General features: G+C 70.9%; 21 protein-coding genes and 1 pseudogene. 14 read left to right on the top strand and 8 right to left on the bottom strand.

Translation table 11 applies throughout. The features are described 5' to 3' along the window. Positions 1 to 489: 489 nt before the first annotated feature. Positions 490 to 1,290, bottom strand: coding sequence for an endonuclease (locus AB0M03_RS25685; protein ID WP_363494817.1), 801 nt, complete (start codon positions 1,288 to 1,290; stop codon positions 490 to 492). A gap of 276 nt (positions 1,291 to 1,566) precedes the next feature. Between AB0M03_RS25685 and AB0M03_RS25680 the strand changes: the two genes are divergently transcribed. The 3 genes from AB0M03_RS25680 (at position 1,567) to AB0M03_RS25670 (ending at position 3,974) form a co-directional block, all read left to right on the top strand. Further along, positions 1,567 to 2,133, top strand: a complete 567-nt coding sequence (locus tag AB0M03_RS25680) for a hypothetical protein (RefSeq protein WP_363494729.1) — start codon at positions 1,567 to 1,569, stop codon at positions 2,131 to 2,133. Between the two features lie 248 nt (positions 2,134 to 2,381). After that, positions 2,382 to 3,068: a DUF488 family protein gene (locus tag AB0M03_RS25675; protein WP_363494727.1), complete on the top strand. Its 687-nt coding sequence runs from the start codon at positions 2,382 to 2,384 to the stop codon at positions 3,066 to 3,068. A gap of 90 nt (positions 3,069 to 3,158) precedes the next feature. Further along, a complete protein-coding gene (locus tag AB0M03_RS25670; protein ID WP_363494725.1) occupies positions 3,159 to 3,974 on the top strand; it encodes a hypothetical protein in 816 nt (271 codons plus the stop codon). A 318-nt stretch (positions 3,975 to 4,292) separates the two neighbouring features. On the opposite strand, the gene AB0M03_RS25665 is transcribed toward AB0M03_RS25670, so the two are convergent. Continuing rightward, positions 4,293 to 6,080 carry a cation:proton antiporter gene (locus tag AB0M03_RS25665; protein ID WP_363494723.1) on the bottom strand — a complete coding sequence of 596 codons (1,788 nt, stop codon included), beginning with the start codon at positions 6,078 to 6,080 and terminating at the stop codon, positions 4,293 to 4,295. 569 nt (positions 6,081 to 6,649) lie between these two features. Here AB0M03_RS25665 and AB0M03_RS25660 point away from each other — a divergent pair. The 3 genes and pseudogenes from AB0M03_RS25660 to AB0M03_RS25650 all read left to right on the top strand — a co-directional run. Next, entirely contained in the window at positions 6,650 to 7,486 is an 837-nt protein-coding gene (locus AB0M03_RS25660; RefSeq protein WP_363494721.1) for a class II glutamine amidotransferase, read from the top strand. Between the two features lie 564 nt (positions 7,487 to 8,050). Further along, entirely contained in the window at positions 8,051 to 8,638 is a 588-nt protein-coding gene (locus AB0M03_RS25655; RefSeq protein WP_363494719.1) for a GNAT family protein, read from the top strand. Between the two features lie 58 nt (positions 8,639 to 8,696). Then, positions 8,697 to 8,926, top strand: a pseudogene (locus AB0M03_RS25650) (IS5/IS1182 family transposase); the annotation flags it as partial. A gap of 5 nt (positions 8,927 to 8,931) precedes the next feature. Here AB0M03_RS25650 and AB0M03_RS25645 read toward each other — a convergent pair. From AB0M03_RS25645 to AB0M03_RS25630, 4 genes are all read right to left on the bottom strand, one after another. Next, entirely contained in the window at positions 8,932 to 9,369 is a 438-nt protein-coding gene (locus AB0M03_RS25645) for a hypothetical protein (RefSeq protein ID WP_363494819.1), read from the bottom strand. A gap of 369 nt (positions 9,370 to 9,738) precedes the next feature. Then, the gene (locus AB0M03_RS25640) at positions 9,739 to 10,344 is read right to left on the bottom strand and encodes a hypothetical protein (protein WP_363494717.1); all 606 of its coding nucleotides are present in this window, start codon (positions 10,342 to 10,344) and stop codon (positions 9,739 to 9,741) included. Between the two features lie 346 nt (positions 10,345 to 10,690). Then, on the bottom strand, positions 10,691 to 11,548 hold the full coding sequence (locus AB0M03_RS25635) for a thermonuclease family protein (protein WP_363494715.1): 858 nt from the start codon (positions 11,546 to 11,548) through the stop codon (positions 10,691 to 10,693). Between the two features lie 537 nt (positions 11,549 to 12,085). Further along, positions 12,086 to 12,439, bottom strand: a complete 354-nt coding sequence (locus AB0M03_RS25630) for a hypothetical protein (protein WP_363494713.1) — start codon at positions 12,437 to 12,439, stop codon at positions 12,086 to 12,088. 864 nt (positions 12,440 to 13,303) lie between these two features. Between AB0M03_RS25630 and AB0M03_RS25625 the strand changes: the two genes are divergently transcribed. The 3 genes from AB0M03_RS25625 (at position 13,304) to AB0M03_RS25615 (ending at position 15,659) form a co-directional block, all read left to right on the top strand. Continuing rightward, positions 13,304 to 14,008: a transglycosylase family protein gene (locus AB0M03_RS25625; protein WP_363494711.1), complete on the top strand. Its 705-nt coding sequence runs from the start codon at positions 13,304 to 13,306 to the stop codon at positions 14,006 to 14,008. Positions 14,009 to 14,203: 195 nt separating this feature from the next. Further along, positions 14,204 to 14,773, top strand: a complete 570-nt coding sequence (locus AB0M03_RS25620) for an SAM-dependent methyltransferase (protein WP_363494709.1) — start codon at positions 14,204 to 14,206, stop codon at positions 14,771 to 14,773. A gap of 121 nt (positions 14,774 to 14,894) precedes the next feature. Then, the gene (locus AB0M03_RS25615; protein ID WP_363494815.1) at positions 14,895 to 15,659 is read left to right on the top strand and encodes an SDR family oxidoreductase; all 765 of its coding nucleotides are present in this window, start codon (positions 14,895 to 14,897) and stop codon (positions 15,657 to 15,659) included. A gap of 601 nt (positions 15,660 to 16,260) precedes the next feature. On the opposite strand, the gene AB0M03_RS25610 is transcribed toward AB0M03_RS25615, so the two are convergent. After that, positions 16,261 to 17,562 carry a glycoside hydrolase family 6 protein gene (locus AB0M03_RS25610; protein WP_363494707.1) on the bottom strand — a complete coding sequence of 434 codons (1,302 nt, stop codon included), beginning with the start codon at positions 17,560 to 17,562 and terminating at the stop codon, positions 16,261 to 16,263. A gap of 74 nt (positions 17,563 to 17,636) precedes the next feature. Then, the gene (locus AB0M03_RS25605) at positions 17,637 to 18,614 is read right to left on the bottom strand and encodes a glycoside hydrolase family 6 protein (RefSeq protein WP_363494705.1); all 978 of its coding nucleotides are present in this window, start codon (positions 18,612 to 18,614) and stop codon (positions 17,637 to 17,639) included. Positions 18,615 to 18,826: 212 nt separating this feature from the next. Here AB0M03_RS25605 and AB0M03_RS25600 point away from each other — a divergent pair, with 212 nt between their 5' ends. From AB0M03_RS25600 to AB0M03_RS25580, 5 genes are all read left to right on the top strand, one after another. Next, positions 18,827 to 19,840, top strand: coding sequence for a LacI family DNA-binding transcriptional regulator (locus AB0M03_RS25600; protein WP_363494703.1), 1,014 nt, complete (start codon positions 18,827 to 18,829; stop codon positions 19,838 to 19,840). Between the two features lie 256 nt (positions 19,841 to 20,096). Beyond that, complete coding sequence (locus tag AB0M03_RS25595; RefSeq protein WP_363494701.1) at positions 20,097 to 21,398, top strand: extracellular solute-binding protein; 1,302 nt, start codon at positions 20,097 to 20,099, stop codon at positions 21,396 to 21,398. A gap of 240 nt (positions 21,399 to 21,638) precedes the next feature. Next, positions 21,639 to 22,553: a sugar ABC transporter permease gene (locus tag AB0M03_RS25590; protein WP_363494813.1), complete on the top strand. Its 915-nt coding sequence runs from the start codon at positions 21,639 to 21,641 to the stop codon at positions 22,551 to 22,553. A gap of 16 nt (positions 22,554 to 22,569) precedes the next feature. Beyond that, positions 22,570 to 23,484, top strand: coding sequence for a carbohydrate ABC transporter permease (locus tag AB0M03_RS25585; protein ID WP_363494699.1), 915 nt, complete (start codon positions 22,570 to 22,572; stop codon positions 23,482 to 23,484). 55 nt (positions 23,485 to 23,539) lie between these two features. After that, on the top strand, positions 23,540 to 24,036 hold a 497-nt coding region (locus tag AB0M03_RS25580; RefSeq protein ID WP_363494697.1), incomplete at its 3' end, for a family 1 glycosylhydrolase.

The raw sequence follows: 24,036 nt of genomic DNA, 5'->3' as shown, positions 1-24,036 counted from the left end.
GCCCGCCGGGCGGGTTGGGCGTGAGCACTGAATCCATCAGGGCGCGAGCCGTGCCTTCCGCCGGCTGTGCACAGGATCGTACGACTGCGGATCCGGGCAGCCGTGACGGCGGGCCAGAACCTCTCCGGGCCCGACCCGCCGACACGGCCGTATGAACAATCCCAGGCCCGACCGGGCAGGACGCGCCGCACCCTCACCCGTGCGCCGCACCACCCGCTCCGCCCGCAAACACCACAGCCGAACCGCCGGGTCGGTCTTCCGGGCCCGTACGACCGCCGCCGGCCCCCGGGTATGGCGTGATCCTCCTGCCCCGTACCCGTTGAGGGGCGTATACGCGGTTCCCGGGACCAACCCGGCGAAGTCATTCGACCCCGGCCTCGGAGCCGCCTCCCGTACCGCAGAACGGCCGGATTTCCTCGGGTCCGGCGAAGACCCGTGCGTCGGTGACCAGGAGGCCCCACGTCGGGGAAGCCCGGCAGCGCCGTAGGGCTACCAGATCGCCTCGACCCATTCCGGGTGGTCGATGAACGGGTTGCGGTTCTTCTGGTAGACGTCGTAGATGAGTTGGTTGCGGCGCTCCTCGAAGGCACTGGGCGGGTCCTGCTCGTTCCACTGCTTCAGGACCGAGAGGCGTCCGTGGAACGGGACGCTTCCGTTGATGGAGTCGTTGGCCTCCAGGTCGGCCCAGCCGTCCCCGCCTTCGTAGCGGACGGCCATGTAGAGGATCATGCGGGCGACGTCGCCCTTGTCCGCGTCGCGCGGCTCGAAGGAGTCGGAGTCCGTGTAGCTGCCGGGCGCGCCGGTGACCGGGCTGCCGCCCCTGTCGAAGTCCTTGTTGCCGCGGATGCTGTTGACCTGGACGTCCGCGGCGCGCAGGTGGTGCAGGTCGGTGCCGGGGCCGGCCGAGGTGCCGAAGTTCCCGTGCGACTGGGCCCACACGTGCTCGCGGTTCCAGTCGCCCACGTCGCCGCCGTTGAGGCTCTTGCTGCGTGAGGTGCCGCTGTACAGCAGGATGACGTTGCTGCTGTTGTTCGGGTCCTGGTCGGTGGCCTTCAGCGCGTTCCAGACCGCGTCGTAGGAGATCCTGCTCTGGCTGCTGATGATCGTGTGCAGGGCGGACTTGAGTTCCGTGCCGCTCTTGCCGAGCGCGGTTCGGTAGTACGTGCTGTCGTATGCGGTGGTCGTGGCGCTCGCGGGGGACGTGGTGACCGCCGGAAGAGCGAGGCCGATGAGGACAGCGGCCACAGCAGCGGCTAACGTCCTCCGTCTACCTATCTGCGCAACAGACACGGGGATGCCCTTTCCCGAGGAGAGCACGCGCAGGAAGTCGCCGGCGCTGTTCAACGGCACTGCTATCTACGCGTGTTGACATCAAGTCACTGGGAGTGTGGCACGAAGAAAGAACAAACCGTGTAACCGGGAGAAGGCCTTTGCATGACGTTCTCGCATACAGCGCGTCCCGACACCGGGAACAGGTCTTCCGGCCCGGCGTCCGGGCCACGGCCTGCAGTCCTCCCCACCAGCCCGTGAGGCCGTACATCGAAAGTGGATCAGTAGGGTTTGGCCGTGACAGGCGTAGCGCCGGTGCCGGGGAGGGTCGTCGTGGTGGTGGGGTCGCGGGCCGGATTCGGTTTGGAGTTCCACGTCGAACAGGACCCGGGGTTGCTGTGTGTCGACGTCTTCGTCGGCGGGCTCCATGTGAACACGTGGGACAACGCGTTCTACCCGCCGCTACTGGTCAAGAAGCTCAAGGACGAGCTCGGTCGCTTCCGCACGCCGACTGCGCCGCCGGTGGGCTTCGTCTCGCCGTTCGAGGCGTTTCGCCTTGCCGAGGACTGGATGTGCGACGACGCTGGTGCAGGAACGGCATCCGGGGCCGGGGCGAAGCTCGCGAGGTGCCGGTTCCTGGATTGGGGGGAGTGCACCGATGACGTGCTGGCGTTCGCCTTCCCCGACGGGGACCGGGTCCACCTCGCCTGCCGGGTAGACGGTGATGCGGGTCCGCAGGCGTCAACGGTGGTATCGGTGAGCCGGACGTTGTTCGTCGAGACGCTGGAGCACGGCCTCGTCGTCGCCGAACGCGAGTGGTCTGCCCGGCTCCCGGCCATGAAGGCCCCGCAGTCACACATGTGATGGCGGGGACGTGTCCAGCGCGCGTTCTCTCCAGGTGCATCGAATGGTTGGTCACAGCGCCACGAATCAAGATCATCCAGCGACCGGGATCCACTTTCGACACACGTCCCAGGCGGATCCGGCACCCGTCCCGACCCGAGCCGCTTCATCAGCCGAACGACGATTGGTCGTCGCGGCCGTGCAGGGCCGTTACCTCTTCGGACGGTGCGTCGGCAAGCAGCACCTGATCGGTCGTTAGGATCGCTTTCATGTCCGATCGCTCCCCCGTCGAAAGCCCCGAGCTCGTTCGCGCCCACCGTCTGGCCCGGCAGCTGCGAACGCTGCGGGAGGCACGGGGCTGGACCCGTTCCCGGCTGGCCGCCGAGACCGGCGTGCCGCTGCGCACACTGACCCGCCTGGAGACCGGGGACGTCGCTCAGCCGGGCCTGTTCACGGTCGCAGCGCTGGCGGAGGCGTTGGAGGTGGCGATCGACACTCTGGTGGCGGCCGCGGGTCCGGTGCCCGGTCTGTGGTCCACAGGGTACGAGGGGCGCACGATCGACTCGTTCGTGGCCGCGCTGGTGGAGGCAGGGGTGGACGCGGTGGCGGACGTTCGGCTCACTCCGATCAGTCGGAAGCCCGGGTTCAGCAAGTCCCGGCTGAGTGCGGCCCTGGCCGAGGCGGACATCGATTACCTGCACCTGCGTTCGCTGGGCAACCCGAAGGACAACCGGGCACCGTTCTGGGACGGCCGCATCCGCGAGGGCCTGACCGCCTTCGCCGATGTCATGGCGGCCGAACCGGCCCGCCGGCAGCTGGATGAACTCGCCGAGATGGCCGTCGGACGGTCGGTGGCGGTGCTGTGCTTCGAGCAGGACGAGCGCCGCTGCCATCGCCAGGCAGTCCTGGCAGAACTACGCCGGCGCACTGCGCTACCCGTCTCCGCCCTGACCTGATCTACGTCAACTCGTGTCCGAACAGGCGCTCTTGCGCTTCCGGCACCGTGGCCGCCCAATGGTGACAGGAGTCGGACCAGGGGGGCTGGCATGTCGGCATCTGGCTGGGAACGAGCGCGCATCCTGATCACGGTCAAGACCTATCCCGACGTCTCGCACAAGTACCTGGAGACCTGCTGTGTCGCCGGCATCCGCCTCGACACCTCCCCGGTGCGGCACGTCCGGCTGTTCCCGATCCCGCACCGGTTGCTCGACGAGGAGAAGCGGTTCGGCAAGTACTCCGTTGTCGAGGTGGACGTCCGGCACCACCATGTCGACCGGAGACCGGAGAGTCTCAGGCCCAACCTGGACACCCTTCGGGTCGTCGACACGGTCGGCAGCCGGGACGGCTGGGCCGACCGCCTCGACATCGCCGGACCGCTGATCCAGCCGTCCCTGTGTGCGATCAAACGCCTCCAGGCGGCCGACGGCACCTCCCTCGGGCTCTTCCGGCCCGCCCGCATCGACTCCTTCCGGCTCGCCGACGCCCGCCCGTGGACGGCCGAGCAGCACGGCATCGTCAACCAGACCGATGTGCTGCACCCGGACCACCGGCCCCTCGAATGGGTGCCCTACGAGTTCCGCTACCGCTTCCACTGCGACGACGATGCCTGTCGGGGCCACGACATGGGCCTGCACGACTGGGAAGCCGGCCAGTCCTGGCGCAAGTTCCGCCGCAGCTACCCCGCCCACCGACTCGCCGACGTCCTGCACGAACGCTGGTGGACGAGGATGATCACTCCCGAGCGGGCCACGCACTTCTTCGTCGGCAACATCGCCGCCCGCCCTAGGACGTTCATGCTCTTGGGCGTGTTCAACCCCACGATCGCCGCCCTCACCTCCCCCCGCCAGGATGCGCTCTTCTGACCGGTTCCCCCACCACTTCGGGTGCGCTCTCCCTGAGGAAGGGCGGTCCGCTCGACTCCGGCGATCCGGTGGAGTGCCGTCCTGCTCCCACCCGGCGCGCCTCGACGTCTCCATCTCGGTGACCACGATCCCTGCCGCCTCGGACATGGCCGTCTCGATCGCCTTCGCCGACTGGCACGAAGCTCGGGGGATCGTTCTTCCAACTCCTGCTGAACGTGGTCGTGCTCGTGATCGTCGGCGTCCTCACCCTCCGCCTGCAGCGGCGCTTGTGGCGGGCGGGTGGGGCGGCGCGCCGAGCCGGAGCGCGGCTGACCGCGGTCAGCCGCGGCGGTCCGCGCCGGTGGACCGCGCGGAAGCGTGCGGTGCCGGGCCGAGGAGCACGAGGGTGTCGTCGTTCCCCGGAGTGTTGCCCTGCGCGGCCGTGACCGGTTCGAGTCGGCCGTCGGCCCGTACGACGAAGAGCAGTTCGTGACCCGGCGGGAGCGGCTCGGCGGCGGGCTGCACGACGAAACGGGCGCCCTGCTCGTGGCGGGCCTGCAGCGCGTCGCGGTCGAGGCCCGACCCGAAGAGCACCCGGCCGCCGGTGAACGGGGCGACGATGCCCTGGCCGCCCGGGGGCGGGCCGACCCGGTACACCGGGCCGTCGAGGCTGTCCTGGACGACCACCGAGGCGAGCGCGTTCAGGTCGTCGTCGTCCGTGAGCAGCAGCGCGGCCGTGACGCCCTCCAGCCGGGCCCGGGGGTCGGTGGCCGTGGCGAGGAGTTCGCCCGCGGCCAGCTCCAGCCCCGAGTCCCTGATCCGGTCCCGCTCCCCGGGGTCACCGGCCCACATGATCACCTCCAGGCCGGCCGCGCGGAGCGACTGCGCGAGGTCGATCACCCACGGGGAGCCGCCCACCAGCAGGGGCCGCGAGCGTGCCGAGGCGCCGACGCCCAGCCGGACGGCGACCGGCCGGGCGGTCAGTGCGTAGACCAGGACGGTTCCGACGATCACCAGGAAGGTGATCGGGAGGATCTTGTCGGCGCCGGACAGCCCCGCGGCGGCCAGTGAGGCGGAGAACGTCGCGGCGGTGGCGGCGGCGACGATGCCGCGGGGCGCCATCCAGCCGATGAAGGCCCGCTCCCGGGGGCCCACCTCCGTCCCGGCCGCCGCGACGACGGACACCACCGGCCGCACCACCAGGACGAGCGCCGCGACGAGCGCGAGCGAGGGAACCAGCACCGAAGCGACGGCCTTCGGCGCGACCGAGGCCGAGATGGAGATGAACAGGAGGCCGATGACCAACTGGACGACCGTCTCGAAGAACGGGCGGCGCGCCGGCATGTCGAACCCGGGCAGGTTCGCCACGGCGGTACCGGTGACGATCGCCGCGATGAGCCCGGTGTCGTCCAGGACCATGTCGCAGCCCGCGGCCACCGCGACGACCGTGGCCAGTTGCGCAAGCGTGCCGAGCGTCCCGCCGAGCCGCAGCTTGCGCAGGGTCAGCCACAGCACCGCAACGCCCACCGCGCCGCCGACCAGCCCCACGGCCATGCTCCCGAGGAAGAGCCCGAACCGGAAGCCCTCCTTGTCCTGCGACCGGACGATGATGTGGAAGACGACCGCGCCCAGGATGCCGCCGAGCGGGTCGATGAGTGTCCCCTCCCAGTTCAGGATGGAGCGCACCCGGTCGGCCGGCCCGGCATGGTCGAGCAGCGGGCCGACGACGGTCGGCCCGGAGACGACGAGGATGACACCGATCATGAACGCCACACTGATCGGGACGTCGAACAGGGCGGCGACCAACCCCAGACAGGCTCCGGCAGTGATGGGGACACCCAGCAGGATCAGTCGCGTCACGACGCTCCGGGTCTCGCCCTTCATCTGCTGCGGATCGAGACCCAGCCCCGCATCGTAAAGAATCACGGCCACCCCGAGCGACACCAGGGCCGTGAAGTCCGGTACCAGGTTGCCGGGGCGGACCACCTCGGTGAGCGCACCGGCCGTGAATCCGACGGGCAGCAGTACGATCAGCGAAGGGACGTGCAGCTTGCTCGCCAAGATCTGCGAGCCCACCGCGAGCGCGACGGTCAGACCGCAGCCCAGAAGGATCTGATCTTCGGTCACGACGGCCCCGTTCCACCCGAGTACGAAACCACGGCCGAGGCCGCGTCCTCGCGTCCGGCCGGCCGACCGCAGCCTCCGGCGGCCGCGGCGAGGACCACCGCGAACACCGCGCTGCGCGACACGCGTCTCCCGGCCCGCACACCCATGCCGGACAGCGCAGCACAGCGGCGTCGCCGACTCAACGAGGCGCGGCCGAGAGGCACCGGGCGGGTACGGCGCGCGGGCGGAGTTGGGAGAGGACAAACAGCCGGCCAACCGCGGTGAAGGGCCGGGTGGGTGGTGGCAGGCGGGGCGCGGCCGAGGCGCGTCTCCAGTCCCGTGCCAGCGCGTGAACGGCGCGCCTACAGCCTGTCACTGTCATGGATGTGCCGATATGGCTCGGTGTTGTACTGCGGCGACGGGTAGTCGGACAGATCGTCTGCGGGCGTCTCTTCTTGTGGTTCGCCCGGCGGACTCTCGCCCTGCATCGCCCCCGAGGATGATCGATAATTTCTGCAGTGACCGGCGCCGGCCGGTGTTCTTGCGCCGGAGGGATATGCCGGGTCGCTACGTCCACGAGGAGGTCGACCATGTGCCGATGGCTCGCCTACTGGGGGTCCCCTGTCCGGCTGACGGATGTGCTCTACACCCCGGTCCACTCGCTCATCGATCAGAGTCTGCATTCCAAGCTCGGAGCCGAGACGACCAACGGCGACGGCTTCGGGATCGGCTGGTACGACGACGGGACCGACGAACCGGGAGTGTTCCACAGCACCGAGCCGGCGTGGAACGACACCAACCTGCGCGAGGTCTCGGCGCACACCACCTCACCGCTGTTCTTCGCACACATCCGCGCCGCCATCGGGTCGTCCGTGCAGCAGACAAACTGCCACCCGTTCCGGCACCAGCGGTGGCTGTGGATGCACAACGGCTTCATCGACGGGCTCGGCGACATCAAGCGAGAACTCGCCTTCGAGGTCGACCCCGCCCTCTGGCTGAACATCAAGGGCACGACCGACACCGAGCTGATGTTCTACCTGGCGCTCACCTACGGGCTCGAGGACGACCCTCCGGGCGCTGTCGCGCGCATGATCGGGTTCGTCGAGGCGCGCGGCCGCGCGCATGGGCACCAGTTCCCCTTCCAGGGAACGATCGCGACCAGCGACGGCGATTCACTGTGGGCGTTCCGGTATTCGAGCGCGGGCCGGACCCGATCGCTGTACTTCAACCGGAGCGTCCCACAGCTCAGGAAGATGTATCCCGATCGGGCCGTCCTGCGTGAGGCGGCCGACGATGCGCGCCTGGTGGTTTCCGAACCGATCGGGGACCTGCCCGGCGCGTGGGTCGAGGTTCCGGAGGCCACCTACGGCGTGGTCGGCAAGGACCGGGAGGAACTACTCTCCTTCGCTCCCCGGACTCCTGCTTGACGGGGAGGTCGGAGGGCCGGTCCGGGGGACAGTGCACCGGCAGCCGCCCTTTCCCGCCGGGAACTGCTCCCGCTGGTCGGATCCTGGCACCGGCCCCGCGGGAACGGAACGAAGACGGCCGAGCGCGGCAACCGGCCCCAGCCGATCCGCGCCCGACCCACCACCGCCGGGCCGGTCCGTCTCCCTGCGGCGGGCGGTGGTTCGCCGACGGCGCTGGTCGTGGCGGAGGCGACACCGGAGCGCCACAGTTCGTGCCTGGCGGGCGCGACCGCTGCGGGTCCCGCAGGGACGTGACCGGTTCGCCCGGGAGCACACCCGGCCGAGGCACTGCGGCGTCCGGCGACACAACCCGGGCCCGGCGGTGCCGGCGGCCGTCACCGGGCCGGCGGGAGTCGGCAAGTCGGCGCTGGCGCTGCACTGGGCCCACCTCGCCCGCGAGCGGTTCCCGGACGGGTGCTCGTACCGGTTCGCGGGGCCCGGTGGGCCGCGCCTTGGTCGTGAGGACCGGACCGGGATCGGATATTCGGTGTTCTGCCCGCCCCCGGAGAACGCAACATGGTGCGCATGACTCTGGCCACTCCCGTACTGCACACCGCTCGCTTGCGCCTGCGTCCCTTCACCGACGCCGACGCGGATGCCCTCTTCGCGCTGCACAGCAGCACCTACGTGATGCGCTACTGGGATTCCCCGCCGTGGAACGAACGGGCTCGCGCCGATCGCTTCATTGCGATGTGCCGGAAGATGGCGGACGAAGGTACCGGGGCGCGCGTGGCCATCGACCGTGCTTCTGACGGGGCCTTCGTCGGCTGGTGCGTTCTGACCGGATGGAACCCGGACTACCGCAGCGCGTCGTTGGGCTACTGCCTCGACGATGCGATGTGGGGCCACGGCTTCGCGACGGAGGCCGCGCGCGCCTTGTTGCAGTGGGCATTCGACACACTGGACCTGAATCGGGTTCAGGCCGAGACCGATACGCGCAACGTGGCATCTGCCCGGGTTCTGGAGAAGCTCGGATTCGTGCGGGAAGGGACGTTGCGGGAAGACTGCGTCGTGAACGGCGAGGTATCCGATTCGTGGGTGTTCGGGTTGATCAGGCGAGAGTGGCGGTCGGTGGCCGTGCCGATCCCGGCCGGCCAACGAGCTGGTGCGTGATTGCGGCGGGTTGGGCTTGCCCGGCCTGGGGGCGGCATGATCTTCCATTGTGACGATCATGGTGAATCGTGCGGTCACGGCCATCGGGTGCTGACCGGCTTCTCGCGCGGGTACCTGGCGGAGTTGGTCGTCTGACTCGCCTCACCGTGGCAGGCGGTGGTCGAGGGCGGGCGAGACGCGGTCCGGGGCGGCGTGCGGCGCCGGGCCGCGGGTGCGGGTGCCAAGCACCGGTTGATATTCACCGACCGGGTGGTCGCGACGCTGATCCATCTGCGGCGCGACCTGCCGCAGTGTCACCGCGCCCCACCACAGGGCGTCACCGAAGGATGCGAACTCCGGGTTGACCGGACGTTCGGCGTGGTAGGCGACCGCCGAGGCGAGCAGCACCATGCCGGCTGCGACCACGGCAACCCGTCCCAGCCGTGCGAACAGACGCCGCGCCCCCTGGTCACCAGCAGCAGCCGGGCCAGTCGTGCCCCGCGTAGAAGAAGGACGAACCGGCCCGCGTCGGCGCCGGGCAGCAGGAACCCCGGGGCCGTGGCGATGACGACGAAGGGGTCGAAGCGGCCGAGCGGCGAGCTCGCGTACCGCTCGAGATGACGGACGTGCATCACGTAGTCGGCAAGGAACACCGACCAGGCCGCGACATTGACGGTGATGCTGAGCCACTCGCCGGACTCGGGGATGATGACCAGTGGAAGGATCGCCGAGGCGAACATCGGCAGGCGCATCCGCGCCTCGAACCGCTTGAGCAGGACGCTGTCGCCCCCGGCCCCGGCCCGCCCGGTACGTGCCGACGACCAGGAGTCACACCCATGATCCGATCCTGGTCACCCTTCCCGCTCCCGGACGGCCAACAGCGTGCATTCGAGGAGCACCCACCGCTGGGCGCTGTCCTGGCGATCACGATCCGTTCGGTGGCGTTGGGCTTGGGCGGAGCATCCGGGCGGACGGCGACCGGACACCCCGCCGACGGCGACCGTCTGTGCCGGGGCTTGTTGCCGGAGCCCGGTTCAAATGCTCGTACTTGGCGTCAGCCGTTGAGGACGTGTTCCTTCTGGGCCTGGAACTCGATTCCGTCCGTCGGGGACGACTGGTTACTAGACTTCTTCGGTCATGGGCGATGACCGCGGCGCGTTGGCGAGGCGGGTGAAGAGTCCGTAAGCGCCGCTGTGAGGGTCTTCATGACGCGCTGCCAGGGGGATCCCGGCCCCGAACAATGTGCGCGGATCCAGGCCACGCTGTTCCATGGCGGTGAATACCTGATACATCGACCATTGAAATTCGCGGCTTCCTGCCCGGAGGTCGTAGATCGCCGTGAGGGTGAGCGCCACGTCGAGGTCGTCGCGGGCCAGGCTCTGGAGAAAACGGTCGAAATAGTCATCGATTGCGCCGATAAACTGCCATACGACCGGAGAATGCGAGGCCAGGACCATCCGCACACGTTGGCGGCCCGCCTCGTCGAGTCGGTGGCGGTAGGTGTCTGCCATCTCGCGCGCCAACGGGTGCAGCAGGTCAGTACGCTTGCGCATCTCGGCTTTCCAAGCTTCGCCGACCGGCCTTCCCGGAGCGGTTCCGGGAACCAGGGGCTCAGGTCGTGGCGCCGCATACGCTGCATCCAGCGCATCCATCTCGTCGCTCCAGCGTGCGAAGAGAACTTCGACATCGACCTGCTGCGCATCCCCGGGTATGCGCTTCACCTGCATCACAGCTCCTGTCGTTTCCAAGTCCGTGCGGCGCCCCGGCCCACTGCTGTTTCGATTCCGAGTCGGCGGGGGTGCGGGGTCGACTATAGACCGCAGGACAAAACGACGATTCACATGAAGCCGCGTGGTCGAGTGCGCTGACCGGCGGAAACGCGACGAACACCGGCAGCCGGCGGAGCGGAGATCGTCGATCCCTCCGAACCCGGACCCCGGCTCGTTCGAGGACGGCGCCGGGATCCCGGTTCGGAGCAAGTCCAGCTGTACCCGGCCGTCACAGTCCGACTGCAGCACTTGCTCTTCGATGCCCCGTCAAGTCGGTGGCGTCGGTACTGGTCGGGGCTCCTGCTCAGCCCTCGGCAAAGACGGTGTCCTCGGGCTGCGCGGTCATCCGGACGGCTGCGCCGTCGATGATCTGGACCAAGGGCGCAAGGCTCAGCTGCTTCGTCCTCGTCGACAGGACCTCGACGTTGTCCTCCTTGCCCGCCAGGTATGCGGGGAAGCAGGTCAGGGACTGCTCGACCAGGTTGAAGTGGTCGACCAACCGCCGGAACAGCTTCGGGAGGATGACCGCCTCGGTGAGGGAGGGCATCCCGGTGATCGGCGCTCCACCCGGGGCCGTGGTGGCGTCGAACGGCCACAGACCCAGGCCGGCCTCGCGCGCCTGGCGGGTGACGGCGGCCAGTTCCTCCCGGAGGTTGCGGAACAGCTTGTCGTAGAAGCCGGGGTAGACCAGGCCCGTTTTGAGCAAGTGGTGGTTGACGGTGGTCTGCAGCAGCGGGACGTCCACCTGCACCTCGGTACCGTCGGCGCCGGGAGGGGTGCCGGTGCCGAGCAGGGCGACGCAGCGCTTGAACGGGTCCCCGCCCTGGGTGAGGACCCACGCGGGGGTCTGTGGCGGGTTGGCCGAGACGACCTTCTGTCCGCTCCGTTGGACGTCGCTGAACCCGAGGAAGGTCAGGAGTTCCTGCGCAGCCCTGTCGCCGAACTCGGCAGGTTGGCGAATCCTCGGCCCGGTCCGGTCGTAGTGGGTCTCCAGGGCGTCGATGCCTTCGAGCCTGAGTCTGGCGGTGCCGTTCTTGACCTCGACCGGGGCGTCCTTGAGCTTGTCGAAGGCCAGCGGGTTGGTGGGGACAAAGTGGATGGTGTCGCCGTCCGGCTCGGTACCGATGATCCGGCACTCGCCGAGAACAAGCAGCATGGACATGACATCCCCTTGAATGGGAGGGCGGGCGCCACATGCGTGCTCCATCGGCGTCCGCCGGTTCGTGCGGTGAAATTCACCATGAGCGTTCACTTCGTCACGGAGGGACGAAGGCGTCGCCACTGTACGTTCGCATCCGACCGACCTCAATGACCGCCGCGCCGTCAGCGGACCGCAGAGCCGGATGGGCTCGACCCCGACGGCGCGGGCCGGGAGGGGTCGCCGACCGGGCCGACCGATCCGGGTGAACCACTGCGGAAGCTCGAGGTCTTCACCGGAGAGCTGCCGGGGTTCAATCCGACAACGGAACCTGGCAGCCCGGGCTGTGGCTGGTGATGTGCAAGATGCAGGCGATGCCACAGAGGTGGTGATGCCGTGGCCTTGTCGGCGCTCCTCCTGTTTCATTCCAGGACGCCGCATTGTGCGCCCTGCGCTTCGGGCGCCGGTGTGCGCGCCCGATCTCGGAGGCTTCGCTGTCGGTCTCGGGCCGCTGCCGGACGTCGATGAAGACGGTCAGAGATCCGCGCATCCGCGCGCAGCTCACGAGGATCCCCCTGTCGGGGCCGTCCATACCGTGATTGTCGCGGCGGACGCCGGAAATGGGCAGCGGGCTCCGAACCCGCGGGGCACGGTGTCCGGCATGACGTTCGAGGTGGAGACCCTGGTGGTGCGCGGGGTGAGCGCGGCGTGCGCGGTCGCCTTCGTCGGCATCCCGTACGCGGCGCCGGCGACGGTGCGGGGGGCGCGGCTGTCGGAGGCGCTCGCCGGGTGGGAGCCGTGGACGCGGGCGGTTGCGGCGCTCCTGCCGGCGGTGGTCGCGGTGCGCGGACTGTCGGGGCTGCGGCGGCCGGTGACCTCGGGGGTGCCGGCGGCCGTACCCGGCGGGGTCGGCACCGCGGCTGACGGAGGGGCGGGACGGGGTCCGGCGGGGGCTCGGGGCGAGGCGTCGCGGGGACGTTCCTGCGGTTCAGGGGCCTGACGATGGTCAACCCGACGACGGCGCCGTGCTTCGCCGCGCCGCTGACGGGAGGGGGCGGCCCCGGTGGTGCGGCGGCGGGCCGCGTTCGTGTCCGGGGCGTGCGTGGCCTCGCTGACGTGGCAGCAGTTCCTGGCGGTGGTGGGGGTGTCGATGGGGCGCGCGCCTCTCGCCGAAGGCGCGGCGTCCGACCTACTGCGCCGGGGACGGGCCAGTGGACTATTACGCTGCGCGACTGCTCCGGGCGTGATGGGTGACGGTTGTGGCTGGCGCCACCAAGACAGGCGACGGAAGCGGGAACTCCGCTCGATACGGTGACGGAACGTCATATGACGATCGCTTCGGGTGGAGCTCGCGGGCGGCTTCGCCGAGGCATTGGTGTGATCGGGGGCGCATTGGCGGCCTTTTCGATCACGAAAATCCCCTCAAAAGCTGTCATTTCCGGCGCGATTTCTTGATCCTTACCGCTGGTAACAGTCAACTGACCTGCACCGTAAGGGAATTGCTTGATGACCGACCGCAACCGCCCGTAGCTTCTTGGGCGGTGCAACGAGCACCACCCGGGTTCACCCCGATGCACGGCCCGCCGGCTGACCCCCGGCGCGAGGGCCGTGCCCGCCGACCGGCCGAGCTCGGAACGGGCCGGCGGCGAGCGGGGGAGGCCAGGGCGGCACGGCACGTCGGACACGTGCCCGGCCGCCCGTCGAGTGAGGTGAGCGCGACGTGGGCCCCACCGGGGCCTGGTTCCGCATGCCTGCCCGGGGCTTGTCGAGAGGATGTTCATGACTTCCGGTCACGAGACCACCGCTGCCACCACCTCCACCAAGGCCACCACCAAGCGCAACCGAGTCCGCGTGGCCGTCGTGGCCGGCGCCGCCGTCGCGGCGCTGCCGGTGGCCGGACTCGTCTCGGCCCCCTCGGCCTCGGCCGCCTCCGCCTCGACCTGGGACGCCGTCGCCCGGTGCGAGAGCGGTGGCAACTGGTCGATCAACACCGGCAACGGCTTCTACGGCGGCCTGCAGTTCACCGCCAGCACCTGGCGGGCGTACGGCGGCACCGCGTACGCGCCGCAGGCGAACCGGGCCAGCAGGGCGCAGCAGATCGCCGTCGCCGAGAAGGTGCTCGCCTCGCAGGGCCCCGGCGCCTGGCCGGTCTGCTCCAAGAAGGCCGGTCTGACCAGGGGCGGCGCGCCGGCCCAGGTCGACACCGCCACCAAGTCCAAGCCCAAGCCGACCGCACCCAAGTCCAAGCCCGACCGCAGCTCCACCGACGCCACGCGATCGGCGCGGACGCCGACCCCGTCGGCCCCGGTCAACTCCCCGAGGAACGGCGCCCCCACCGGCACCTACACCGTCAAGAGCGGCGACACCCTGAGCGAGATCGCGGTCAAGTTCGGCACCGACGTGCGGAGCCTGTACGCGAAGAACATCCGGACCATCGGCGGCGACCCGGACCTGATCTTCCCGGACCAGGTGCTGGACCTCTGACCCCTGGTCGGACCACGGCCGGCCACCCCTCCGAGGGGTGGCCGGCTCCGGCGCGTGGGCCCCGGTGTCCGGCGCGTGGGCCCCGGTGTCCGGCGCGTGGGCCCCGGTGTCCGGCGCCGTGCGTGGACCCGTGCGCGGCCCTCGGCGTGCGACCGGGCTGGATCGCCCGGGTGTCCGCGTCAGTAGGCTCGCGAGGTGCCGAAGCTGATCAGTGACCGCGAGTTGACCGGTTCCCCCGTCGTCGCCAACAACACCATGAACCGCGAGCGCGGGCTGAGCGGCGTCAACAGCTACGCCCGCGAACTGGGCGTCGACCTGGTCGGCCCGCTCGCCACCCCGCCCGACCTGGCCGCGCTGCCGGCGCTGCGCCTGGTGACCGCGGCGCTCGCGGACTGGGAGCCGCGGCGCCGGTACCACCTGATCACCTGTGTGCACGGCCTGCACTACCTGGGGGACCAGCTCGCCGCGATCACCCGGGCCGCCTCCTGGCTCACTCCGGACGGGCTGTTCGCGGCGCACCTGGACCCCGACTCGTTGCGGTGGGCGGACGGTTCCGGCGCCGCCCGGCCCGTGCTGGCGGCGCTGCGGGCAGCCGGGTTCTCGTACCGGGCGCGGCGTCACCTGCTGACGCTGGAGGGCGGACGCGAGGTACGGCTGCCGTTCGACTATCTCGGGGCGGACCCGGCGGCCGGCCCCAACTGGACGGGCCAGCCGGCCGTGGCCTCGTACTACCGGGACGCGTCGCACCACCGGGAATCGTCGTGAGGAGCCGGCGTCCGATCAATTGTTGAACGTTGAACGCGATGTCCGAATGCCGCCGGACTCGTGATCGCCGACGTCCGATGATCGAGTCATGTCCGAGAACACGACAGCGAGTTCGGGGGAGATGACGATGAGCACGACCATGGCGGCCGCACGGCTGGCGGGCAAGGTGGCGCTGGTGACCGGCGGCAGCCGGGGGATCGGCGCGGCGGTCGCGCTGCGGCTGGCCGAGGAGGGTGCCGACGTGGCGCTCACCCACCGGGACAGCGCCGAGCGTGCCGAGGCGGTCGCGGCCAAGATCGAGGGAGTGGGCCGCCGCGCCTGGGCCGTACGGGCGGACAGCGCCGACCCCCGGGCGATCCGGGAGGCCGTGGACGCGGTGGCGACGCGGTTCGGCCGGCTCGACATCCTGGTGAACAACGCGGGCGTCGGCGTGGTCGGCCCGATCGAGGAGATCGACGAGGCCGACATCGACCGGGTGCTGGACGTCAACGTCCGGGGGCCGCTGCTGGCCTCCAAGGCGGCCATCGCCCACCTGGGCGAGGGCGGGCGGATCGTCACCGTCGGCAGCTGCATGGCCGAGCGGGTCGCCTTCCCCGGCGGCTCGGTGTACGCGACCAGCAAGGCGGCCCTGTCCGGGCTCACCAAGGCGCTGGCGCGGGAGCTCGGGCCGCGCGGCATCACCGCCAACCTGGTGCACCCCGGTCCGACCGACACCGACATGAACCCGGCCGACGGGCCGAGCGCCGGCTTCCAGGCCGGCTTCACCGCGCTGGGCTCGTTCGGCACCCCGGCGGACGTGGCCGGCACCATCGCCCACCTGGTGGGCCCGGAGGGCCGGTACATCACCGGTGCCGCGATCGCGGTGGACGGCGGGTTCGCGGTCTGAGACCGGCGGGCCCTTCGGAAGCGCGGCCCCACCCGGGTGGTGAACCGCCATCCGGTCAGGGCTGCGCGCCGGTCCGCGCTCGGCGCACGCCCGCGGGTCATCGTCGGCGGGGGTGCCGGGAGCGACCCGGGGATCCGAGCGGGGCGAGCAGGGGAGACGGCGGACGGCCACCTCGCGGATCGGGCACGTGCTGACCGACCACCACATCTGGAAGCAGCTGCTCGACGCCGACCCGCTCCACCGCGAGCGCTCCGGCGTGCGCGGGTACCGTGCCCCGCGAGGTGCCGGCGTCCACGGTGATGCCGAGGGCCGGCGCGGCGCCCGCGGTGAGTGCGAAGGCGCCGGCCCCGGCGGAGGCGACGGGTCCGCCACCGCGGAGAGCGTGCGGCGGCGGACCCGGCTGCGGCGGTGCGTGCGACCCCGGGGTCGGCCGGTCGGCGGTGGTCGGGCGTCGGGTGGCACGTGGTGCCCCTCGTGGAGTGTCCGGAGGTGGTTGTGGCGCCGCTGTGCGCGAACCGCGACGTCGCCGCCCCTGGAGTTGCCACCCGGCACCGAAAGGTCGCCGCTGACGGCCGACGAAACCTCGGAGCCCGGTCCCCGGTCAGCCCCGCGGTCGGGCGAACGGGCCGAAGGTCAGCGGGGGGTTGGCGTTGCGTACCAGGGTCATGGCCTGCTCGGGCCACCAGGCGCCGGCCGCCGGATCGACGATGCCGTACTCCGGATCGACGGTGCCGCCGGGGACGTTGCGGTTGCACTCGCCGTCGGACTGGCCGACGGTCTTGATCCACAGGTAGGCGTCGACCAGCGGGGTGCCGGTGGCGGCGGTCGGTCGGTCACCGATGCCGCGCCCGGGCGGGTTGCACCAGGTCTGCGGGTCGCCGGCGTACTTGCCGGGCGGCGGGGTCCAGGCGCCCTGCCCGTTGCGGCCGGTGTCGACGACGAAGTGAGTGAGCTCGTTCGTCGGCGGGGTACCGACGTTCTGCTGGAACCACTGGTCGGTCCAGTGCCAGGTGCTGGGGTCGTCGGCGTTGACCGAGTTCCCCGGTTGCCCGTCGTTGGGGGCGGCCGGGGAGTAGTACTGGCTCGCGCACCAGTCGGTGTGGCCGCGCGCGTACTCCGGGCCCTTGGTGGCGAACCACAGGCAGTTGGACACCCAGGTGCCGTAACGGTCGGACGGGCCGGTGGCGAAGAAGTTGGAGACGTTCAGCGAGAAGCCCTGGGCCCGCTCGACGCCCGCGTCGAGCAGGCGCTTCGCGGCGTTGCCGACGCTCTGCCAGTGGCTGTTGCCGGCGTCGAGGTAGACGACGGTGTTGGGCTGCTGCTCCAGTGCGTCGATTCCGTGGCGCAGGTCGGCGATCCGTCCGGCCGTGAGCGCGCCGGTGGGGTCGGTGTCCGGGGAACAGTCGGAGGGCAGGTTGGCGAGGGCGTCCGGTTCGAGGACGATCACGGCCTTGCCCTTGCCGATGCCGCGGGCCAGTGCCGAGATCCAGGCCCGGTACTCGGTGTCGGACTGTGCTCCTCCGCTGGAGTACTGGGAGCAGTCCCGCAGCGGGACGTTGTAGGCGACGATGACCGGGACGGTGCCGGTGCGGGCCGCGCGGCGGACCAGGGTGCGGGCCCGGGCCTCCACCTCGGCGGGGGTGCCGCCGGTGAACCAGTCGGCTTCCGGCCAGCTGGCGAGCTTGGCCATGGCGGTGGCGCCCGCGAGGTCGTGCTCCAGCAGGTAGCGGACGGCCTGCTTGGCGGCGTCGCTGTCGGGGTCGACGTAGAAACGGGTGTCGGCGGGCAGCGTGTGGCCGGTGGCGGGCCGGTCCTGCGCCTGGGCCTGGCCCGGTACGGCGAGCCCGGTCAACAGCGCGGCCAGCGCGACCGGGACCAACGGGCGGGGGATGCGGGGTCTCATCGGTTTCCTCTTCTGGGCCGCTCGGGCCGGCACGGCGGCCCGACCCCGAGCGGGTGCGGAGTGTTGGTCCGGCGTCAGTAGCCGTAGATCAGCTTGTAGGCGACCTCGGGCAGGAACTGCCCGGCGGTCGATCCGGCGCCGGTGCCGCAGTTGCCGTCGGACTCGCCGGGCGACTTCACCCACAGCAGCATCTCGGGGCCGCCGCCGGTGCGGGTGGTGGGCGTCCCGATCCGGCGCCCCGGCGGGTTGCACCAGGTGCCGTCGGACCCGTTGCCGTTGCGGCTGGTGTCGACCACGTACGACTTGGTGTACCCGTACGAGGACTTCAGCGCCGCGTTGACGGCGTTGCCGTAGGTGGTGTTCTGACCGGTGGTGTAGAAGTTCGACACGTTCAGCGAGAACCCGTGGGCTCCGCCCACTCCCGCATCGGCCAGGAGCTTGGCCATGGTGGTGGCGCTCAGCCAGCCGGGGTTTCCGGCGTCCAGGTAGACCCAGGTGTTCGGGGCCTTGGCGGTGAACTGGGCGATGGCGTTGCGCAGCATGGTGTTGCGCTCGGAGATCTGGGCCGGCGTCATGCAGCTCTCGTGCCCGAGCGCGTCCGGTTCGAGGACGACCAGGGCGGGCCGGTTGCCGATGCCGCTGGCGAAGGCGGCGATCCAGGCGTTGTAGTCGGCGGCGGAGCCCGCTCCGCCGCCGGACTGTCCGGCGCAGATGTCCCGGTTGGGGATGTTGTACGCCACCAGGATCGGCAGCTTCCCGCCGGCCGCGGCCGCGCCGACGTACGCGCCGGTCGCGGTGCCGATGGTGCCGCTCCAGTTCCCGAACCAGCGGGCCGCCGGCACGTTGGCGATCGACGCCTGAACGGCGGGGGCCCGGCCGTCCCCGCGGTGGGAGTTGACCCACTGCTGGGTGCTGGAGTTGGGGTCGACGTAGAAGCCGCTGGTCATGCCGGTGGGGTCGGCGGCGTACGCGGTCCCCGGGTCGACCGCGAACAGGAGGGCGGTCAGCGCTGGTGCGATGAGCAGGGCCGTGCTGCGGCGCGAGCGGCGCATGTGGCTTCCTTCGCTGTGGGTGGGGGCAGGAGTGGAAGCGCTTCCAGTTGCCAGATGATTGAGGGTCTCCCGATGCCATGTCAAGACTCTGGCCTGACTTTCCACTGGCCTCCGACCGCTGTACAGTCCCCAAAACTGGAAGCGCTTCCAGTCCGTTTCGGACGGGCGGCGCGGTACGCTGTGCACCGGCATCACAACCGAGGTGAACCACCATGACGGAGCAACCGACGCGCCGAAGGCCGACCCTGGACGAGGTCGCCGAGCGCGCCGGCGTGTCCCGCACGGCGGCGTCCAGGGCGCTCAACAACGCCCCGAACGTGAGCCGCGACAAACGCGAGGCCGTGCTACGCGCGATCAAGGAGCTCGGGTACGTCCCGAATCCGACGGCCCGCGCGCTGGCGACGCAGCAGGCCGGGGCGGTGGCCCTGATCATCTCCGGAGAGGATCCGGCGGTGCTGGCCGACCCGTTCTACGGGCAGGTCATCGCGGGCGCCTCGACCGTGCTGGAGGAGACCGACCTGCACCTGGTGCTGTGTCTGGCCACCTCCGCCCGGGGGCAGATCCGGGTCAAGCAGCTGCTGCGGACGCGCGCGGTGGACGGGGTGATGCTGATGTCCCTGCGCGGGGACGATCCGCTCACCTCGCTGGCCCTGGCCGCCGGCGTGCCCGCCGTGTTCGGCGGAAAGCCGCTGCACGGGCAGGTCCCGTACTACGTGGACGTGGACAACGTGCTCGGCGCCCGGCAGGCGACGGAGCACCTGATCTCCCGCGGACGCACCCGGATCGCCACCCTCACCGGACCGCTGGACACCGACGTCGGCCGGGCCCGCCGGCGCGGCCACCTGGAGGCGCTGACCCTGGCGGGCCTTCCGTACCGGGCGGAGGAGGCCGGCGACTTCACCGAGCGCGGCGGGATGGCCGCGATGGAGGCGCTGCTGGCCCGCCATCCGGACCTGGACGCCGTGTTCGCCGCCAACGACAACATGGCGGCCGGAGCACTGCGGGTGCTCGGCCGCGCGGGCCGGGCCGTTCCCGCGGACGTCGCCGTGATCGGCTTCGACGGCCTGGCGGTGTCCGAGATCACCGAGCCGCCGCTGACCACGGTCCACCAGCCGATACGGAACATCGGCCGGGAGATGACCCGCATGCTGCTCGCACTGATGGCGGGCGAGCGGCCGAGTCCGCTGATCCTGCCCACCACGCTGGTCCAACGCGACTCCACCTGACCGACCGCCGGCCCGTCGACCGCGCCCGCACCGGCCTGCGGCGCGGCGGTCAGCCCTGCCCCCGACCCGGCGGAACGCCACCGACGATCCGCCAAGATCGCCTCTTGACAGCCGCCCACCACCGGAGCAAGGTTCACTCCACCGCCTGGGAGCGCTCCCATCCATCGCGCTCCGCAGCCCTTCCCGGCTACGTCCCTCCGGGCGGCCCCTCCCCTCGCGCCCCGCGCACTTCCCACCCCACCGACCCGGAGGATCCATGTCCCCGCACCGCCGTTCCCGCAGAACCGCCGCCCTCGTCTCCGCCGCCGCCGTCACCGCACTGCTGGCGACCGGCTGCTCCTCCACCGGGTCCGGCTCGGACGACCCGAACGCGAAGATCACGCTCAGCGTCGGCGACTTCGGCACCTTCGGCTACAAGGAGGCCGGGCTCTTCGACGAGTACATGAAGGCCCACCCGAACGTCACCATCACGGAGAACACCACCACCCAGGAGGGCGACTACTGGACCGCCCTGCAGACCCGGCTGTCGGGCGGCGGGCTCGACGACATCCAGGCGCTGGAGGTGAGCCGGATCGCCCTGGCCACCTCCGACCAGCTCAGCAGCGCATTCATCGACATGTCGAAGGCCGAGGGTGTCGACAAGGACGCCTACCTGCCGTGGAAGTGGCAGCAGGCGACCACCCCCGACGGCAGGACCATCGGCCTCGGCACGGACGTCGGCCCGATGGCGATCTGCTACCGCCAGGACCTCTTCGCCGCCGCCGGCCTGCCCACCGACCCCGCCCAGGTCAGCGCCCTGTGGGCGGGCGACTGGGCGAAGTACGTGGAGGCGGGCCGCCAGTACCAGGCCAAGGCGCCCAAGGGCACCTTCTTCATGGACACCGCCTCCGGCCTGTACAACGGCGTGGTCTCCTCCAGCCCCGAGCAGTACTACCGGAAGGGCAAGATCGCCTACCAGGACTCCGCCGGTGTCCGGAAGGGCTGGGAGCTGGCCGCCGAGGCGGTCCGGGCCGGGACCACCCAGGGCCTCAAGGAGTTCGACACCCCCTGGCAGACGGCCTTCTCCAACTCCACGTTCGCCACCACTGTCTGCCCGTCCTGGCAGCAGGCCAACATCGAGAAGTTCTCCGGCCCCGGCAACGCCGGCAAGTGGAACATCGCGCAGGCCCCCGCCGCCGGCAACTGGGGCGGCTCCTTCCTCGCGGTGCCGGCCTCCGGCAAGCACGTCGCGCAGGCCCAGGCGCTGGCCGTCTGGTTGACCGCGCCCGAGCAGCAGGCCAAGGTCTTCCGGAAGGTCGGCAACATCCCGGCCAACCAGAAGGCGTACACGCTGCCCGGCGTCACCGACTTCACCAACCCCTACATCGGCCCGAAGGCCCCCACCGGCCAGATCTTCTCCACCGCCGCGAAGGCCATCACGCCGGCCGAGACCGGCCCGCACCACGGCGACCTGCACGGGGCCTTCAGCAACGGCGTGCTGTTGATGGAGCAGAACCACAAGAGCGCCGACGAGGCCTGGGCCGCCACCCTCAAGCAGGTGGCGAGCACCGTCCAGTAGCCGAGAGCGCGCCGCGCCGTACGGGCCCCGCCCGCCCGAGGCCCGTACGGCGGGGCGCCGCCGTGGGCAGCCCGGACCGGCTGCCCGCCCCACGCCCCTTTCACGAACGACGCGTCGACCCGCCCAGCGGTCGACACGGCATGGAGGAACCCTGTGGCCCCCCCCACCCGCACGGACCGGAGCGACCCGGCCGGTCCACCGCCCACCACCCCGCAGGCCCGCCGCCGGGAGCCGACGGGCCTGCGCAGCCGGCTCCACCGCTGGGACCACCTCGTCTCGCCCTACCTGTTCGTCGCACCCTTCTTCCTGGTGTTCGCCGCCTTCGGCCTCTTCCCGCTGCTCTACACCGGCTGGCTGTCACTGCACCGGGTCAGCCTCTACAACGTGGACCGGGCGGACTGGGTGGGGCTGCAGAACTACTCGGACCTGCTGTTCGGCCCGCCGAGCCACTTCTTCTGGAACGCCCTGGGCAACACCGTCACCCTCGGCGTGCTGTCCACCGTCCCGCAGCTGCTGGCCGCGCTCGGCCTCGCGCACCTGCTCAACTACCAGCTCCCGGTGCGCGGTTTCTTCCGCACCGCGCTGCTCGCGCCGTACGCGACCTCGGTGGCCGCCGCGACCCTGGTGTTCGCGCTGATCTTCAGCCCCGAGGGCGGCATGGCCAACTGGCTGCTCGGCCTGGTGGGGGCGGGCCCGGTCCGCTGGGAGGCCGGCCCGTGGAGCTCGCAGATCGCCGTCTCGGTGATCGTCATCTGGCGGTGGACCGGCTACAACGCGCTGATCTACCTCGCCGCGATGCAGGCGATCCCCCGCGAACTGTACGAGGCCGCCGCCATCGACGGCGCCGGTCGTTGGCAGCAGTTCCGCAACGTCACCATCCCCGAACTGCGCCCCACCATCCTGTTCACCGTCGTGGTCTCCTCCATCGGGGCCACCCAACTCTTCGGCGAGCCCTACCTGTTCGGCGGCCAGAGCGGTCATCAGGGCGGCGCGGACCACCAGTACGAGACCCTCGGCATCCTCATGTACGACCAGGGCTTCCACAGCAGCATGCTCGGCCGCGCCTCCGCCATCGCCTGGATCATGTTCGGCCTGCTCCTGCTGGTCGGCCTGGCCAACACCCTGATCGCCCGCCGCCTGCGCTCCGCCAAGTGAGCGGGAAGGAATGCACATGACCACCGTCCCCGCCCTCGACTCCCCCGCCCACCGCCTCCGCGCCGGGCGCCGGCTCCGGCTGCGCGCGCCGGGCGCGGGCGGCCGGCACCGGGCCGGACCGCTCGCGCTGGCGACGCTGGTGCTGGTCGCACTCGCCTCGCTGTTCCCGCTGTACTGGACGCTGGTGGCGGCCTCCACCGACAGCCACCGGGTGATCTCCACGCCGCCGCCGCTGCTGCCCGGCGGGAACCTGTTCCACAACATCGGCTACGTCTGGCACAACGCCGGGGCGCGCGGCATGGGCGTCGCGCTGCTCAACTCGACACTGGTCGCCGGCACCGTCGCGCTCAGCACCGTGGCGTTCTCCGTGCTGGCCGGGTTCGCGTTCGCCAAGCTCCGCTTCCCCGGCCGCGGCGCGCTGCTCGCCCTGGTGGTCGCCACCATGGCGGTGCCCGCCCAGGTCAGCATCGTCCCGCTGTTCATCCTGATGAAGCACCTGGGACTGGGCAACCAGCTCGGCGCCCTGATCCTGCCCACCCTGGTGACCGCCTTCGGCGTGTTCTTCATGCGCCAGTACCTCACCCAGGCCCTGCCCACCGAACTGCTGGAAGCCGTCCGGGTCGACGGCGCGAACTCGCTGCGGGTCGTCTGGCACGTCGTCGTCCCGGTCGCCCGGCCGGCGATGGCGGTGCTGGGGATGCTCGCCTTCGTGCAGTCCTGGAACGACTTCCTGTGGCCGATCATCGCGATGAACGGCGCCACCAACCCCACCGTTCAGGTCGCCCTGGCCGGACTGGGCACCGGCTGGTCCACCGACTGGTCGGTCATCACCGCCGGTGCGCTCGTCGGCACCCTGCCCCTGCTGCTGGTGTTCACCGTCTTCGGCCGGCAGATCGTCGGCGGCATCACCCAGGGCGCGCTGAAGGGCTGACCGACCGCCGGTCCTGCCCCGCACACCTCACCACACCTTTTGGAGCGCGAACGCCATGACCATGGCATCCCCGTCCAACCGTTCCGCCCACTGCGCGTTCCCTGCGGACTTCGCGTTCGGCGCGGCCACCGCCGCGTACCAGATCGAGGGCGCCGTCACCGAGCACGGCCGCACCGCCTCGATCTGGGACACCTTCAGCCACACCCCCGGCAAGGTGGTCGGCAGCGACACCGGCGACATCGCGGTCGACCACTACCACCGGTTCCGCGAGGACGTCCGGATGATGGCCGAGCTCGGCCTCACCTCCTACCGCTTCTCGCTCGCCTGGCCGCGAATCCAGCCCACCGGGCGCGGTCCCGCCGTCGAGCGCGGCCTGGACTTCTACCGCGATCTGGTCGACGAACTGCTCGCCCACGGCATCACCCCCGTCGCCACCCTCTACCACTGGGACCTTCCCCAGGAGTTGGAGGACGCCGGCGGCTGGCCGCACCGGGAGACCGCGTACCGCTTCGCCGAGTACGCCTCGCTCGCCGCCGAGGCGCTCGGCGACCG

This window comes from Kitasatospora sp. NPDC051914, assembly GCF_040680995.1.
In the GTDB taxonomy this organism is placed as follows: domain Bacteria; phylum Actinomycetota; class Actinomycetes; order Streptomycetales; family Streptomycetaceae; genus Kitasatospora.
This window is presented reverse-complemented; position numbering and strand designations above follow the sequence as displayed.

Bases quoted from the DNA above. Each gene is read 5' to 3' on its own strand.
- AB0M03_RS25675 (WP_363494727.1), top strand. From the start codon at position 2,382: ATGTCCGATCGCTCCCCCGTCGAAAGCCCCGAGCTCGTTCGCGCCCAC.
- AB0M03_RS25670 (WP_363494725.1), top strand. From the start codon at position 3,159: ATGTCGGCATCTGGCTGGGAACGAGCGCGCATCCTGATCACGGTCAAG.
- AB0M03_RS25660 (WP_363494721.1), top strand. From the start codon at position 6,650: ATGTGCCGATGGCTCGCCTACTGGGGGTCCCCTGTCCGGCTGACGGAT.
- AB0M03_RS25655 (WP_363494719.1), top strand. From the start codon at position 8,051: ATGACTCTGGCCACTCCCGTACTGCACACCGCTCGCTTGCGCCTGCGT.
- AB0M03_RS25645 (WP_363494819.1), bottom strand. From the start codon at position 9,369: ATGCGCCTGCCGATGTTCGCCTCGGCGATCCTTCCACTGGTCATCATC.
- AB0M03_RS25640 (WP_363494717.1), bottom strand. From the start codon at position 10,344: ATGCAGGTGAAGCGCATACCCGGGGATGCGCAGCAGGTCGATGTCGAA.
- AB0M03_RS25635 (WP_363494715.1), bottom strand. From the start codon at position 11,548: ATGTCCATGCTGCTTGTTCTCGGCGAGTGCCGGATCATCGGTACCGAG.
- AB0M03_RS25625 (WP_363494711.1), top strand. From the start codon at position 13,304: ATGACTTCCGGTCACGAGACCACCGCTGCCACCACCTCCACCAAGGCC.
- AB0M03_RS25615 (WP_363494815.1), top strand. From the start codon at position 14,895: ATGACGATGAGCACGACCATGGCGGCCGCACGGCTGGCGGGCAAGGTG.
- AB0M03_RS25610 (WP_363494707.1), bottom strand. From the start codon at position 17,562: ATGAGACCCCGCATCCCCCGCCCGTTGGTCCCGGTCGCGCTGGCCGCG.
- AB0M03_RS25605 (WP_363494705.1), bottom strand. From the start codon at position 18,614: ATGCGCCGCTCGCGCCGCAGCACGGCCCTGCTCATCGCACCAGCGCTG.
- AB0M03_RS25600 (WP_363494703.1), top strand. From the start codon at position 18,827: ATGACGGAGCAACCGACGCGCCGAAGGCCGACCCTGGACGAGGTCGCC.
- AB0M03_RS25595 (WP_363494701.1), top strand. From the start codon at position 20,097: ATGTCCCCGCACCGCCGTTCCCGCAGAACCGCCGCCCTCGTCTCCGCC.
- AB0M03_RS25585 (WP_363494699.1), top strand. From the start codon at position 22,570: ATGACCACCGTCCCCGCCCTCGACTCCCCCGCCCACCGCCTCCGCGCC.